Source organism: Citrobacter portucalensis (assembly GCF_002042885.1).
In the GTDB taxonomy this organism is placed as follows: Bacteria; Pseudomonadota; Gammaproteobacteria; order Enterobacterales; family Enterobacteriaceae; genus Citrobacter; species Citrobacter portucalensis.
Window position 1 is genome coordinate 21,464 of sequence record NZ_MVFY01000019.1, and the last position, 13,477, is coordinate 34,940.

The 13,477-nt window shown below is 52.0% G+C and carries 15 protein-coding genes and 1 riboswitch; of the genes, 11 read left to right on the plus strand and 4 right to left on the minus strand.

Annotated features, from left to right (window positions below; genetic code table 11):
* Positions 1-6: 6 nt before the first annotated feature.
* The 4 genes from cbiB to pduF form a co-directional block, all read right to left on the minus strand.
* Positions 7-966: an adenosylcobinamide-phosphate synthase CbiB gene (cbiB, locus tag BZK40_RS21380; RefSeq protein ID WP_048216004.1), complete on the minus strand. Its 960-nt coding sequence runs from the start codon at positions 964-966 to the stop codon at positions 7-9.
* Positions 963-2,342: a cobyrinic acid a,c-diamide synthase CobB gene (locus BZK40_RS21385; protein WP_079935269.1), complete on the minus strand. Its 1,380-nt coding sequence runs from the start codon at positions 2,340-2,342 to the stop codon at positions 963-965. The genes cbiB and BZK40_RS21385 overlap by 4 nt, the downstream gene beginning before the upstream one ends.
* Before the next feature lie 88 nt (positions 2,343-2,430).
* Positions 2,431-2,605: riboswitch (cobalamin riboswitch) on the minus strand.
* A gap of 332 nt (positions 2,606-2,937) precedes the next feature.
* On the minus strand, positions 2,938-3,849 hold the full coding sequence (pocR, locus tag BZK40_RS21390; protein WP_003834122.1) for a transcriptional regulator PocR: 912 nt from the start codon (positions 3,847-3,849) through the stop codon (positions 2,938-2,940).
* Positions 3,850-4,052: 203 nt separating this feature from the next.
* Positions 4,053-4,862, minus strand: coding sequence for a propanediol diffusion facilitator PduF (gene pduF / locus BZK40_RS21395; protein ID WP_003030258.1), 810 nt, complete (start codon positions 4,860-4,862; stop codon positions 4,053-4,055).
* Positions 4,863-5,387: 525 nt separating this feature from the next.
* On the opposite strand from pduF, the gene pduA reads away from it, so the two are divergent.
* Genes pduA through pduM form a run of 11 tightly spaced genes read left to right on the plus strand, consistent with a single transcriptional unit; the run spans position 5,388 to position 13,474 of the window.
* Positions 5,388-5,669, plus strand: coding sequence for a propanediol utilization microcompartment protein PduA (pduA, locus tag BZK40_RS21400; protein ID WP_003030255.1), 282 nt, complete (start codon positions 5,388-5,390; stop codon positions 5,667-5,669).
* Entirely contained in the window at positions 5,669-6,481 is an 813-nt protein-coding gene (gene pduB, locus BZK40_RS21405; protein ID WP_003834129.1) for a propanediol utilization microcompartment protein PduB, read from the plus strand. The genes pduA and pduB overlap by 1 nt, the downstream gene beginning before the upstream one ends.
* 18 nt (positions 6,482-6,499) lie before the next feature.
* Entirely contained in the window at positions 6,500-8,164 is a 1,665-nt protein-coding gene (pduC, locus tag BZK40_RS21410; RefSeq protein ID WP_003030249.1) for a propanediol dehydratase large subunit PduC, read from the plus strand.
* Positions 8,165-8,174: 10 nt separating this feature from the next.
* Positions 8,175-8,849: a propanediol dehydratase medium subunit PduD gene (gene pduD, locus BZK40_RS21415; RefSeq protein WP_003834131.1), complete on the plus strand. Its 675-nt coding sequence runs from the start codon at positions 8,175-8,177 to the stop codon at positions 8,847-8,849.
* 14 nt (positions 8,850-8,863) lie between these two features.
* The gene (pduE, locus tag BZK40_RS21420) at positions 8,864-9,382 is read left to right on the plus strand and encodes a propanediol dehydratase small subunit PduE (protein WP_003030243.1); all 519 of its coding nucleotides are present in this window, start codon (positions 8,864-8,866) and stop codon (positions 9,380-9,382) included.
* Between the two features lie 15 nt (positions 9,383-9,397).
* Positions 9,398-11,230 (plus strand): diol dehydratase reactivase subunit alpha, encoded by a 1,833-nt coding sequence (locus BZK40_RS21425; RefSeq protein WP_079935270.1) that lies wholly within the window; start codon positions 9,398-9,400, stop codon positions 11,228-11,230.
* Positions 11,220-11,570: a glycerol dehydratase reactivase beta/small subunit family protein gene (locus BZK40_RS21430; RefSeq protein ID WP_003834139.1), complete on the plus strand. Its 351-nt coding sequence runs from the start codon at positions 11,220-11,222 to the stop codon at positions 11,568-11,570. The genes BZK40_RS21425 and BZK40_RS21430 overlap by 11 nt, the downstream gene beginning before the upstream one ends.
* A 19-nt stretch (positions 11,571-11,589) precedes the next feature.
* Entirely contained in the window at positions 11,590-11,865 is a 276-nt protein-coding gene (pduJ, locus tag BZK40_RS21435; RefSeq protein ID WP_001057752.1) for a propanediol utilization microcompartment protein PduJ, read from the plus strand.
* Positions 11,866-11,889: 24 nt separating this feature from the next.
* A complete protein-coding gene (locus BZK40_RS21440) occupies positions 11,890-12,354 on the plus strand; it encodes a BMC domain-containing protein (protein WP_048235096.1) in 465 nt (154 codons plus the stop codon).
* Positions 12,354-12,986 (plus strand): phosphate propanoyltransferase, encoded by a 633-nt coding sequence (locus tag BZK40_RS21445; RefSeq protein WP_008785145.1) that lies wholly within the window; start codon positions 12,354-12,356, stop codon positions 12,984-12,986. The genes BZK40_RS21440 and BZK40_RS21445 overlap by 1 nt, the downstream gene beginning before the upstream one ends.
* The gene (gene pduM / locus BZK40_RS21450) at positions 12,983-13,474 is read left to right on the plus strand and encodes a microcompartment protein PduM (protein WP_079935271.1); all 492 of its coding nucleotides are present in this window, start codon (positions 12,983-12,985) and stop codon (positions 13,472-13,474) included. Before BZK40_RS21445 ends, pduM begins: the two co-directional genes overlap by 4 nt.
* Positions 13,475-13,477: the final 3 nt, after the last annotated feature.

The window sequence follows — 13,477 nt, forward strand, 5'->3', positions numbered from 1 at the left end:
TTGTCCTCAGGCTACACCGACCCACAGCCACCGCAGCGCAATAAACAGCGCCAGTGCCAGCGTCGATGCCACCCACATCAGTCGAATCGTATGGGAAATGTCGTCTACCGAAATGTCACGTTGAGCATCACCGATCCACGGTTTCTCAACGCGCTCGCCAAAGTAGTCATTAGGACCACCCAGCCGAATGCCTAATGCCCCGGCTACGGATGCCTCTGACCACGCACAGTTTGGGCTGCTGTGGTTGTAGCGATCGCGCCAGCCAATCTGTAAAGCTCGCGAGCCGTCTTTACGACATAAAAATGCCGCCACGCCCAGCAACAGCCAGCTCAGTCTTGCAGGAATAAAGTTCGCGACATCGTCCAGACGCGCGCTGACCATACCAATAGCGCGGTATTTTTCATGTTTGTAGCCCACCATGGAGTCAAGGGTGTTTACCGCTTTGTAGGCCATCGCCAGGGGCGCACCGCCGAGGAGGAGAAAGAACAACGGTGCGATAATACCGTCTACGGTGTTTTCAGCCACGGTTTCCACCACCGCGCGATTGATCTGCTGCGGTTGCAGCTGTGAGGTATCACGCCCCACAATCCACGATAGTTTTTCCCGACTCTGAGCAAGGTCACCGGCCCGTAGCGGACGTTCGACATCCTGCGCGGCCTTTGCCAGGCAGCGTCCGGCCAGCACGGTAAAGATCATCCATACCTCTACCACCCAACCCAACCAGGGATGAATAGATTCTGCCAGTGCCAGCACGCCCCAGGACACCGCCCAGGTCAGACCAACCACCACAATCCACATCACCGCGCCGCCGATGCGCAGCGCACGGTCGCTATGGCAATAACGCCGAATAACTCGCTGCACGGCAGAAATCAGATTACCAATCCAGCGCACCGGATGCGGCCAGTTCTGCGGATCGCCGATGATAAAATCAAGCAGCCAGGCAACACACCATGCAAGGATCGTCATAGCGCACTCCTCGCAGCTGCCAGCCAATGGTTAAGCATCTGCGGACGTTGAGCAAAATGAACGTGTAGATAGCTGGCGAAGGTGTTTCCGACCTGCCAGCCGCCGGACCAGGCTTGCAGCGTTTTACCATCGCGCACTTTGCGACAGTTCATCACCGCTGGCGTTTCAGGGGTAAAATCGGAATAGTGGAATTCATGCCCGCGCAGCACTTCGCCTTCTGCAGCTAACAATGTTTGCTGCGCGGCCTGCGCTTCGCAGTAGCCAAATCGGGTCAGACGTTTCCCCATTTTGCTGTGGCCGGGAATGATATCCGCCATCAGCCAGGTATCGCCGTTGCTGTCCTCAAGCGAACTGCCGAGATACATCAGCCCGCCGCACTCTGCATAAATCGCGACGCCACGTTGATGTGCCTCTCGCAGTTGATTCAGCATCGAGACATTGCGAGCCAGCGCCGCAGCGTGTAGCTCTGGATATCCGCCACCTAACCAGATCATCTGACAGTCCGGTAAACAGGTGTCGTGCAACGGGCTAAAACGGACAACTTTAAGCCCCGTACGTTCCAGCAGCGTAATGTTATCCGGGTAGTAGAAGTTGAAGGCTTCGTCATCGGCAATGGCAACCGTTAGCCCTGCTCCGGCGTCTGCGGCAGGAAGCGCGGGCCATTCGCCAGCAGGAAGATTGGTTGACTGGCTTAATGTCAGAAGTGCGTCGATATCAAGGGTTTGCTCCAGCGTCGCGGCAAAAGCCTGCCACGGTTGCTGATTGATAACCGACTCACGTGCGGTTACTAAACCCAGATGACGTTCGGGAAGGGCAACCCCATCCATACGGGGTACGTAGCCCAAGACGGGTACATCGCAGTAACGTTCGATTGCGACTTTCAGTAACTGGTAATGCGTTTCGCTGTTAACCCGATTAACAATAACCCCGGCGATGTTCAGGGTGGGATCAAAATGCTGAAAACCCATTACCGTTGCGGCGATTGAAGTGGAAACGGCTTTGCCATCAACCAGTAAGATGACCGGACAGCCTAACTGTTTAGCCATCGCGGCGGTGCTGCAGTAGTTTGGGTCGGTACCATAGCCGTCATACAGCCCCATAACACCTTCAATAACGGCGATATCCGCATGTTGCATCTGCTCGTTGAATAGAGCGTTCAGCGTGGGGACGGGAAGCATGAAGCTATCAAGATTGCGGGAAGCGGTACCGCATACCGCTGTATGCCAGCCGGTATCAAGGTAATCAGGACCCACTTTGCAAGGCTGGACGCGCAAACCGCGTTTTTTCAACAAGCTCAACAAGCCCAGCGTCACCGTGGTTTTACCACAGCCGCTTCCGGTACCTGCAAGAACAAATGCGTGAAAATTGGCCGCCATACCCTGATCCTGTTCAGGGTGGTAGGGGTGTAGAGATACCCAGTCTCTCGACTGTATGCATCTGAACCACCCACTTCCCACCGAAGTTGTTGGTAGTCACTGACAGGCAGGTCTTCTGGCTTAGCGTCATCCTCACCCGTCCTTCCCAATCTTGCGATCAGTGGTCCATACGGGGTCGTCAGCATCACAGCAGCGGGGGCTGCGGGGGATTCTCACCCCCTTCCCTACCACAAATGTGGCAAACCTGTCAGTTCAAGAGCCTGGTTAATTAAGCTCTCTGTTATGAGGTAAATTCACGACCTCATGACAATAATTCAATTTAATATCTTTCCGAGTTCATTCAGCCAATTTTCTGGCCTTAACCCACTTATTCACACGTTCACTTTTTGAATGAAAGTATCAGCTAAGAATAAAGAAAGTCATTCACACAGACACTGTATCTCATCACAAAAATAAAAACTGGTGCAGTTTATCCCTCTAATACCATTATTTTGTTGCGCTATGACAATTTATTGACTGCTGTTGTCACATTTCATTTTATAATGACTAACATAGCGCCCGATATCAAAAATCGGCAATAGCAAAATATTGCTATTTAAGCGGATTCACCGCGTGAAATGACATTTATTTGCTGACGAAATGCCTGCGGCGTAACCTGATAGGTCTGGCGGAAAACTTTGCAAAAATAACTTGTTTGCGAAAAGCCTAAATTACGCGCAATGCTGGCTATACTCCAGTCACTGTGACAAAGCAGCTCTTTGGCACTGGCCATTCTTTGCTGGTTTACCCATGCGTTAAAACCAATACCCTGATATTTTTTGAACAATTTGCTGAAATAGTACGGGCTAAGGAAAACATGAGAGGCAACATCCTCCAGACGCAGATCGTCTGATAAATGTGCATCAATATAGCGCAGGGCTTTTTTCATTTTACTGTCATGAGGGTTGGTACTACGGTTAGCGCGTACCGGCTCTGACTGCTGCGGGTTATCTTTGATAACAACAAAATTAAGTTGTTTCTTAAGGCAATTTTCGACGATGAGCTTGAGTAAATCCGCTGAAGCAATGACTCGAGAATAGTCCATTTCAGGTACATTACGGAACTCGTTGACCAGTTCGGGATCGGCTTGCCAGCGGTCATCGACGTTCAGAATATCAACGAGGCCTACATCGTTACTTAAGCGTACTTGTCCACAAAGCACGAACCCTACCAGGTGTCCCGCGATGACCAGCGGAATTGAGAAATCGGTAAGCCCGGCATGGCAGCGATAAATGCAGGGTTGATCGGATTTAGAGGCTTCCAACCCTCCACAGCGGTCGCTCATACGACAACGCGTACTATGCTGAGGATGCTGGCGCATCAACTGGCAAAAAGGAGTGAAATTAAAAAGCTCAGAAATTTCATCACCGTGAATATTGACAACCACAACAGCCAGACTGGTGGCCTGTGCAAAATCCTGTGCGATTTTATTAATGAGTTCTGAGTTCAGGGCACTCGCAGAAATCATGATAAAACCTCTCAGTTAATTTATTGTTATAAATAAAACATATTATTCACACATTCATTTTCATCTCGCGATCCAGCGCTCTGATGAAAGTCAGCATTGAACATAACAAAAGTCTCCCATTGTTGGGAGACTTTTTAAGCCGTTCAGGAAACCGGATCACGAAAACAGTTTTTACCTTTCAATAATAAACATCTTTCGTGAAGCTAGCTCTCGTTTTCCTCCAACTTACACGAATTACACGGTAAATTTTTGCCAATAAAATAACGATAAATTGCTGCGCCCGCACAGGCGCCGATGATGGGTGCCACAATCGGCACGATGAAATAAGGGATATCACGCCCACCTGTCATCGCAACATCACCCCACCCAGCCATCCAGGCAAACAATTTAGGACCAAAATCACGTGCCGGGTTCATCGCAAAACCGGTAAGTGGACCGGTTGATGCGCCGATAACAGCAACCAGAATACCAATCAGCAGTGGTGCTAACGGGCCTTTGGGAACACCGTTACCGTCATCCGTCAGCGCCATAATCATCCCCATCAGAATGGAGGTAATCACCACTTCGACCAGTGCGGCCTGCCAGACACTCAGTGCGGCGGCAGGATACGTACTAAAAATGCTGGCAAGTTGCAGGCTTTCCAGACTACCGCGTACCATTTGATGGGCTGATTCATACTCAATAAATAAGCTGCCGTACAACAAATAGGCCAGCATAGCGCCACCAAAGGCCCCCGCTATCTGAGCGACAGAATAAGGTAGTACCTTACGACCCGGAAAACAGGCAAACAACCAAAGTGCGATGGTAATAGCGGGGTTGAGATGGGCCCCAGAAATCCCGGCTGTCAGGTAAACTGCAAGCGAGATCCCCAAACCCCATATGATGCAGATCTCCCACAATCCCAAACTGGCACCCGCGACCTTCAGGGCGCTCAGGCACCCAATACCAAAAAACAAAAATAGTCCGGTACCCAAAAACTCAGCAATACATTGCGCTCTTAGTGAATCGTTCATTGTGACACCTTCTAAGCAGAGTTCGTGTCTTTACCAGCGGACTCCTTGCTGGCAGGAAGATTACTTCAAGGCTTACTATAAAAATCTGTATCGGCAAATTGTTGGCAATCTGCAAGCGACATGCCCTTAAAAATCGTGTTGTGATAGCAAATTCTTGCTATCACCTTTATTAAAGCAGGCGGTAAAACGAGGATTTACCCTATTAAAAGTACATTTTCAAAATAATAAAATATTGCGAACAGCAGAATTCCATTTTCAAACGATCATCACAATTTCATTTTTCTCGCATAGCAAATGATATTTAAACTGTCACTCGGAAAAGTGTAAATATGGAATTAACATAACCAAATAGTCACATTACTTAAACTAAAAATAACCAACAAAAACAAATTGTTATGATGACATATAGCAATTTTATCTCACCATAACCCCACTATTTTTTCACTCTTACTTTCAACTCAGCCATTCTTTTTCCTCGCTTCTTTTTATAGTCATGAAAATCGGGACAACCCAGGCGAGGTCTTTATGCAACAAGAAGCGTTAGGAATGGTAGAAACCAAAGGCTTAACTGCAGCCATAGAGGCCGCAGATGCAATGGTGAAGTCAGCCAATGTAATGCTGGTCGGCTACGAAAAAATTGGTTCGGGACTGGTAACAGTCATTGTCCGTGGCGATGTCGGCGCAGTCAAAGCAGCAACAGATGCAGGTGCCGCCGCAGCCCGTAATGTGGGAGAAGTGAAAGCCGTACACGTCATCCCACGCCCGCATACCGATGTAGAAAAAATCTTACCGAAGGGAATTAGCTAATGAGCAGCAATGAGCTGGTTGAACAGATCATGGCACAGGTGATTGCTCGCGTGGCAACGCCGGAACAGCAGGCTATCCCTGAAAATAATCCTCCAACACGAGAAACGGCTATGGCAGAGAAAAGCTGCAGTTTAACGGAGTTTGTCGGTACCGCGATTGGCGACACCGTCGGTCTGGTAATCGCCAACGTAGACAGCGCCCTACTGGACGCGATGAAACTTGAAAAACGGTATCGCTCCATTGGCATCCTTGGCGCCCGTACTGGCGCAGGCCCGCACATCATGGCCGCCGATGAAGCGGTAAAAGCCACCAATACTGAAGTCGTCAGTATTGAGTTACCACGTGATACCAAAGGCGGCGCAGGTCATGGCTCGCTGATTATTCTTGGTGGCAACGATGTTTCCGACGTGAAACGCGGCATTGAAGTCGCACTGAAAGAACTGGATCGCACCTTTGGCGATGTTTATGCCAACGAAGCCGGTCACATCGAAATGCAGTACACCGCACGCGCCAGCTACGCGCTGGAAAAAGCCTTTGGCGCACCGATTGGCCGTGCCTGTGGCGTTATCGTCGGCGCGCCAGCATCCGTTGGTGTCCTGATGGCCGATACGGCCCTGAAATCAGCCAACGTGGAAGTTGTGGCCTACAGCTCCCCTGCCCATGGCACCAGCTTCAGTAACGAAGCCATTCTGGTTATTTCGGGTGACTCTGGCGCTGTTCGTCAGGCCGTTATCTCCGCCCGTGAAATCGGTAAAACCGTACTCGGGACCCTCGGCTCAGAGCCGAAAAACGATCGTCCGTCCTACATCTGATATCAGTGAGGCTGATTCATGAGATCGAAAAGATTTGAAGCACTGGCGAAGCGCCCTGTGAATCAGGATGGTTTCGTTAAGGAGTGGATCGAAGAAGGCTTCATTGCGATGGAAAGCCCGAACGACCCCAAACCGTCGATTAAAATCGTCAACGGTACAGTCACTGAACTGGACGGTAAATCCGCCAGTGAATTTGACTTAATCGACCATTTCATTGCCCGCTATGGCATTAACCTGGCGCGCGCTGAAGAGGTCATGGCGATGGACTCGGTCAAACTGGCCAATATGCTTTGCGACCCTAACGTAAAGCGCAAAGACATAGTGCCGCTGACCACCGCAATGACGCCGGCAAAAATTGTCGAAGTGGTGTCCCATATGAACGTCGTTGAGATGATGATGGCGATGCAGAAAATGCGCGCTCGTCGTACACCCTCTCAACAAGCGCACGTCACAAACGTCAAAGATAACCCGGTGCAGATTGCCGCTGATGCCGCTGAAGGCGCATGGCGCGGGTTTGACGAACAGGAAACAACCGTTGCCGTTGCGCGTTATGCGCCATTTAACGCCATTGCGCTGTTAGTCGGCTCACAGGTTGGACGCCCAGGCGTATTAACCCAGTGCTCGCTGGAGGAAGCTACCGAACTTAAACTCGGCATGCTAGGCCACACCTGCTACGCGGAAACCATCTCCGTCTATGGTACTGAACCCGTCTTTACCGACGGCGATGACACGCCATGGTCGAAAGGCTTCCTCGCCTCGTCCTATGCTTCCCGTGGTCTGAAAATGCGCTTTACCTCCGGCTCTGGCTCAGAAGTTCAGATGGGTTACGCCGAAGGCAAATCGATGCTTTATCTGGAAGCCCGCTGCATTTACATCACCAAAGCTGCGGGCGTACAGGGCCTGCAAAACGGTTCAGTAAGCTGCATCGGTGTCCCTTCCGCCGTGCCGTCAGGCATTCGTGCAGTGTTGGCTGAAAACCTGATTTGTTCCTCTCTGGATCTGGAATGCGCCTCCAGCAACGACCAAACCTTTACCCACTCGGATATGCGTCGTACTGCTCGTCTGCTGATGCAGTTCCTGCCGGGTACTGACTTCATTTCTTCTGGTTATTCCGCGGTGCCGAACTACGACAACATGTTTGCGGGTTCGAACGAGGATGCTGAAGATTTTGACGACTACAACGTTCTTCAGCGCGACCTGAAAGTAGACGGCGGTCTGCGCCCGGTTCGCGAAGAAGACGTTATCGCCATTCGTAACAAAGCGGCACGTGCGCTGCAGGCCGTCTTTGCCGGGATGGGATTACCACCAATCACTGATGAAGAAGTGGAAGCTGCGACCTACGCCCACGGTTCGAAAGATATGCCGGAACGTAACATCGTTGAAGACATCAAGTTTGCACAAGAGATCATCAATAAAAACCGTAACGGTCTGGAAGTGGTGAAAGCCCTTGCTCAGGGCGGATTTACCGATGTCGCTCAGGACATGCTCAACATCCAGAAAGCCAAGTTAACCGGGGATTACCTGCATACCTCCGCCATTATCGTTGGCGACGGACAGGTGCTATCCGCCGTCAATGATGTTAACGACTATGCCGGTCCGGCAACAGGTTATCGCCTGCAAGGCGAACGCTGGGAAGAGATCAAAAACATCCCTGGCGCACTTGATCCCAACGAGCTTGGCTAAGGGGTGAAAAATGGAAATTAATGAAAAACTGCTGCGCCAGATAATTGAAGATGTGTTGTCTGAAATGCAGACCAGCGACAAACCCGTCTCTTTCCGCGCATCTACAGCGGCAAGCGCACCTCAGGCTGCGGCGACACAGGGAGACAGCTTTCTGACCGAGATTGGTGAAGCCAAACAAGGCCAGCAACAGGACGAAGTGATTATTGCCGTAGGGCCGGCGTTCGGGCTCTCGCAAACCGTCAATATCGTAGGGATCCCGCATAAGAATATCTTGCGCGAAGTGATTGCCGGTATTGAAGAAGAAGGCATTAAAGCGCGCGTTATCCGCTGCTTTAAATCCTCCGATGTGGCGTTTGTCGCCGTTGAGGGGAACCGTCTGAGCGGTTCCGGGATCTCTATCGGCATCCAGTCAAAAGGTACCACGGTTATCCACCAGCAGGGGTTACCGCCGCTTTCAAACCTGGAGCTGTTCCCTCAGGCACCGCTTCTGACGCTGGAAACCTATCGTCAGATCGGTAAAAACGCCGCGCGTTATGCCAAGCGTGAATCTCCGCAACCGGTCCCTACTTTGAATGACCAGATGGCCCGTCCTAAGTACCAGGCCAAATCAGCCATTCTGCACATTAAAGAGACCAAATACGTTGTGACAGGCAAAAACCCGCAGGAACTGCGCGTGGCGCTTTGATAAAGGATACCTCCATGAATACCGACGCAATTGAATCGATGGTTCGGGATGTGTTGAGCCGGATGAACAGCCTGCAAGGCGAGTCCGCGACTCCGCCCGCGGCGAGTTCATCAGCACATACCGCGAAAGTCACGGATTACCCTCTCGCGAATAAACATCCTGAGTGGGTAAAAACTGCGACCAACAAAACGCTGGACGACTTCACGCTTGAAAATGTTCTGAGCAACAAAGTGACCGCGCAGGACATGCGCATCACCCCTGAAACACTGCGCCTGCAGGCGGAAATTGCCAAAGATGCCGGACGTGACAGGCTGGCGATGAACTTCGAGCGCGCAGCCGAGCTAACCGCTGTTCCTGACGATCGCATTCTTGAGATCTACAACGCGCTGCGCCCGTACCGCTCAACAAAAGATGAGCTGATGGCTATCGCCGACGATCTCGAAAATCGTTATCAGGCAAAAATCTGTGCAGCTTTCGTTCGTGAAGCGGCAGCGCTGTACGTTGAGCGTAAAAAACTCAAAGGCGACGACTAACTCAGGGACAGGATCATGCGATATATAGCTGGCATTGACATAGGCAACTCATCAACGGAAGTCGCTCTGGCTACTCTGGATGAGTCTGGCGTGCTGAGCATCACCGGCAGCGCGCTGGCAGAAACCACCGGAATTAAGGGCACATTACGTAATGTGTTTGGAATTCAGGAGGCCCTTACGCTGGCGGCAAAAAACGCCGGTATCAATGTCAGCGATATTTCGCTCATCCGTATTAACGAAGCCACCCCGGTCATTGGCGACGTGGCGATGGAAACAATAACCGAAACCATCATCACTGAATCCACCATGATCGGCCATAACCCTAAAACACCGGGCGGCGTCGGGTTAGGCGTGGGCGTCACTATTACGCCGGAAGACCTTCTCAGTCGCCCGGCGGATACGCCCTATATTCTGGTGGTGTCATCGGCATTTGATTTCGCCGATGTCGCTACGATGATTAATGCCTCCGTCCGAGCTGGATACCAGTTAACTGGCGTTATTTTGCAGCAGGACGATGGCGTGTTGGTCAGCAATCGTCTGACTCACCCCCTGCCCATCGTCGATGAAGTCCTTCATATCGACCGCATCCCGTTGGGGATGCTGGCTGCCATTGAGGTCGCTGTACCAGGAAAGGTCATTGAAACCCTTTCTAACCCCTACGGCATTGCAACTGTCTTTGGCCTCAATGCCGATGAGACTAAAAACATTGTTCCGATGGCACGGGCGCTGATCGGCAACCGTTCAGCCGTGGTGGTGAAAACGCCGTCAGGTGATGTGAAAGCGCGAGCGATTCCTGCCGGAAATCTGGAGCTACAGTCTCAGGGTCGTACCGTACGGGTCGACGTTGCCGCGGGCGCCGAAACGATTATGAAAGCGGTTGGTGAATGCCCGAAACTGGATAACGTTACCGGAGAAGCTGGCACCAATATTGGCGGCATGCTGGAGCATGTGCGCCAGACGATGGCTGAATTAACCAACAAACCCAGTCATGAAATTTTTATTCAGGATCTGCTGGCGGTCGATACCTCGGTTCCCGTCAGCGTGACGGGTGGACTTGCCGGTGAGTTCTCGCTGGAACAGGCTGTCGGCATAGCCTCTATGGTGAAATCAGACCGCCTGCAAATGGCGATGATTGCCCATGAGATCACGCAAAAGCTCAACATTGATGTCCAGGTTGGCGGGGCCGAAGCCGAAGCTGCCATTCTGGGAGCCTTAACAACTCCGGGCACAACACGACCACTGGCTATTCTGGATCTCGGCGCGGGTTCAACCGACGCTTCTATCATCAATCCTAAGGGCGAAATTATTGCCACGCACCTGGCAGGCGCAGGCGATATGGTCACGATGATCATTGCCCGTGAACTGGGCCTGGATGACCGTTATCTCGCTGAAGAGATTAAAAAGTATCCGTTGGCGAAAGTTGAGAGCTTGTTCCACCTTCGCCACGAAGACGGCAGCGTTCAGTTCTTCCCTACGCCTCTCCCACCAACGGTTTTTGCCCGCGTGTGTGTAGTAAAACCCGATGAACTGGTGCCACTGCCAGGCGAACTGGCACTGGAGAAAGTACGGGCCATCCGCCGCAGTGCGAAAGAACGCGTTTTCGTTACCAACGCGCTCAGAGCGCTACGTCAGGTGAGTCCGACCGGGAACATTCGGGATATTCCCTTTGTGGTACTGGTTGGCGGCTCATCGCTGGACTTCGAAGTTCCACAGCTGGTCACCGATGCGCTGGCACATTATCGCCTGGTTGCCGGGCGCGGCAACATTCGTGGTACCGAAGGTCCGCGCAATGCGGTTGCGACAGGACTGATTCTCTCCTGGCATAAGGCATTCGCTCATGGAAAGTAATCTCACCACCCCAGCCATCGTTATCTTCACCAGTGCTGACTGTGCTGACGTCTGGAATGACGTACTGCTGGGTATTGAAGAAGAAGGGATCCCCTTTGTGATTCAGGAGAGTAGCTCAACTGACGTTATCCACAACGCATGGTTGGCCGCCTGCCAGTCTCCATTGCTGGTCGGTATTGGCTGTAGCCGCGAAAAACTGGTCGTGCACTACAAAAACTTACCCACATCAGCACCACTTTTTACGCTGACGTATCAACAAAATAGCCACGATCGCCGCAGCATTGGTAACAACGCTGCGCGGCTGGTTAAAGGCATTCCGTTCCGGGAATGCCACTCATAACCCACAGGAGAAAAGCAGTATGAATAACGCACTGGGACTGGTTGAAACAAAAGGGCTTGTCGGCGCTATTGAAGCCGCTGATGCCATGGTGAAATCCGCAAACGTGCAGCTGGTTGGTTACGAAAAAATCGGCTCTGGCCTTATCACCGTTATGGTTCGCGGTGATGTCGGCGCGGTGAAAGCAGCCGTAGATGCTGGAAGCGCAGCCGCAAGCGCCGTTGGTGAGGTGAAATCCTGCCACGTTATCCCGCGTCCGCACAGCGACGTTGAAGCCATTTTACCTAAATCCGCATAAGTCGTTGCAACCAAGGAGCACAGCGTGAAGCAATCACTGGGATTACTTGAAGTTAGTGGTCTGGCATTAGCCATCAGTTGCGCGGACGTCATGGCGAAAGCCGCCTCCATCACGCTGGTGGGCCTCGAAAAAACCAACGGCTCAGGCTGGACGGTGATCAAGATAATCGGGGATGTGGCCTCCGTCCAGGCGGCCATTTCCACCGGTGTCAGTTTCGCTGACCAGCGAGATGGACTGGTGGCTCACAAAGTCATTTCCAGACCCGGGGATGGGATCCTGTCGCATAGCGTTGTCCTGGAGCCTGAGCCAACGCCCGAACCCATACCAGCCGTAGCGCATGAAGAGATATTTGTAGACCATGATGTACCCGAAGCACCGCAAGATGCAGAGTTGATTAGCTGCAATTTGTGTCTTGATCCTGCCTGCCCTCGTCAAAAAGGCGAGCCGCGCACGCTTTGTCTTCACTCTGGCAAACGAGGTGAAGCGTAATGGATAAACAGCAACTGGAGACCACTGTCGCTAAGGTTCTGGATGAAATGCGCGAGCGCCCGATTCCGCTGGGGATCTCTAATCGTCATATTCATCTGTGCGCTGAAGATTACGGTCGCTTGTTTCCCAATCACCCCATTAGTGAGAAAAAAGGGCTGCTGCAGCCGGGACAATATGCAGCAGAGCAGACTGTCACGCTGGTGGGGCCAAAAGGTCAGTTAAAAAATGTGCGTTTACTCGGCCCGCTGCGCAGTACCAGCCAGGTCGAAATTTCTCGTACCGACGCCCGCACGTTGGGAATTGCTGCTCCGCTGCGGATGTCGGGCAATATTCAGGGCACACCCGGTGTTCGTCTCGTCAGCCCATTTGCTGAACTGGACTTAGCATCCGGGGTGATCGTCGCCCAACGGCATATCCATATGTCGCCGCTTGATGCTCTGATTCTGCGGGTTTCCCATGGTGATAAAGTCTCGGTCGCCATTAATGGCGATGAACGTCGACTGATTTTCGATAACGTCGCCGTACGCGTTTCGCCGGATATGCGCCTCGAAATGCATATCGATACAGACGAAGCCAATGCCGCAGGCGCTGATAATCCCCAGGCATTCGCCACACTGGTGACCTCACGATGAACAACGAACTGCTGCAACGCATTATCGAGGAGGTTGTTTCCCGATTAAAAAAACGCGCGGAAAGCACGCTCACTCTTAGCTTCGCGCAGTTACGGGAAATCGATTCACGGACAGTATGCTGCCAGTACTCGTCGCTCCATCTCCAGCAAGTGGATCTGCCATTACTGGAGCAAATTGCCGAAGGCTGCCCAGCCAACATGTCGGTGGGAAAGATTCACGACGCGCTGGCATGCGGAGTCCGCGTGAAAATTTCACTACAACACCGATTGTTACCCGCAATCCCCGTGAAAAAACTCGCACGTCTGCCGCTGGAGTTCGATGACGAACGGGGACGAACCATCTTTTTGCATCCTGAGAAGCTTCTCAGCTATGCCGACGTCGCCCAATTAAGGGATGGCGTACTGGTGTTGCGCCGTCGGTGTGTTGTGACGGCTCTGGCTCAGGAAGCAGGCAGTCTGCGAAATGTCCAACTAATTAAGCAGGAGTGAGCT

Excerpts from the sequence above, each read along its gene's own strand:
- cbiB (WP_048216004.1), bottom strand. The coding sequence starts at position 966 with ATGACGATCCTTGCATGGTGTGTTGCCTGGCTGCTTGATTTTATCATC.
- BZK40_RS21385 (WP_079935269.1), bottom strand. The coding sequence starts at position 2,342 with ATGGCGGCCAATTTTCACGCATTTGTTCTTGCAGGTACCGGAAGCGGC.
- pocR (WP_003834122.1), bottom strand. The coding sequence starts at position 3,849 with ATGATTTCTGCGAGTGCCCTGAACTCAGAACTCATTAATAAAATCGCA.
- pduF (WP_003030258.1), bottom strand. The coding sequence starts at position 4,862 with ATGAACGATTCACTAAGAGCGCAATGTATTGCTGAGTTTTTGGGTACC.
- pduA (WP_003030255.1), top strand. The coding sequence starts at position 5,388 with ATGCAACAAGAAGCGTTAGGAATGGTAGAAACCAAAGGCTTAACTGCA.
- pduB (WP_003834129.1), top strand. The coding sequence starts at position 5,669 with ATGAGCAGCAATGAGCTGGTTGAACAGATCATGGCACAGGTGATTGCT.
- pduC (WP_003030249.1), top strand. The coding sequence starts at position 6,500 with ATGAGATCGAAAAGATTTGAAGCACTGGCGAAGCGCCCTGTGAATCAG.
- pduD (WP_003834131.1), top strand. The coding sequence starts at position 8,175 with ATGGAAATTAATGAAAAACTGCTGCGCCAGATAATTGAAGATGTGTTG.
- pduE (WP_003030243.1), top strand. The coding sequence starts at position 8,864 with ATGAATACCGACGCAATTGAATCGATGGTTCGGGATGTGTTGAGCCGG.
- BZK40_RS21425 (WP_079935270.1), top strand. The coding sequence starts at position 9,398 with ATGCGATATATAGCTGGCATTGACATAGGCAACTCATCAACGGAAGTC.
- BZK40_RS21430 (WP_003834139.1), top strand. The coding sequence starts at position 11,220 with ATGGAAAGTAATCTCACCACCCCAGCCATCGTTATCTTCACCAGTGCT.
- pduJ (WP_001057752.1), top strand. The coding sequence starts at position 11,590 with ATGAATAACGCACTGGGACTGGTTGAAACAAAAGGGCTTGTCGGCGCT.
- BZK40_RS21445 (WP_008785145.1), top strand. The coding sequence starts at position 12,354 with ATGGATAAACAGCAACTGGAGACCACTGTCGCTAAGGTTCTGGATGAA.
- pduM (WP_079935271.1), top strand. The coding sequence starts at position 12,983 with ATGAACAACGAACTGCTGCAACGCATTATCGAGGAGGTTGTTTCCCGA.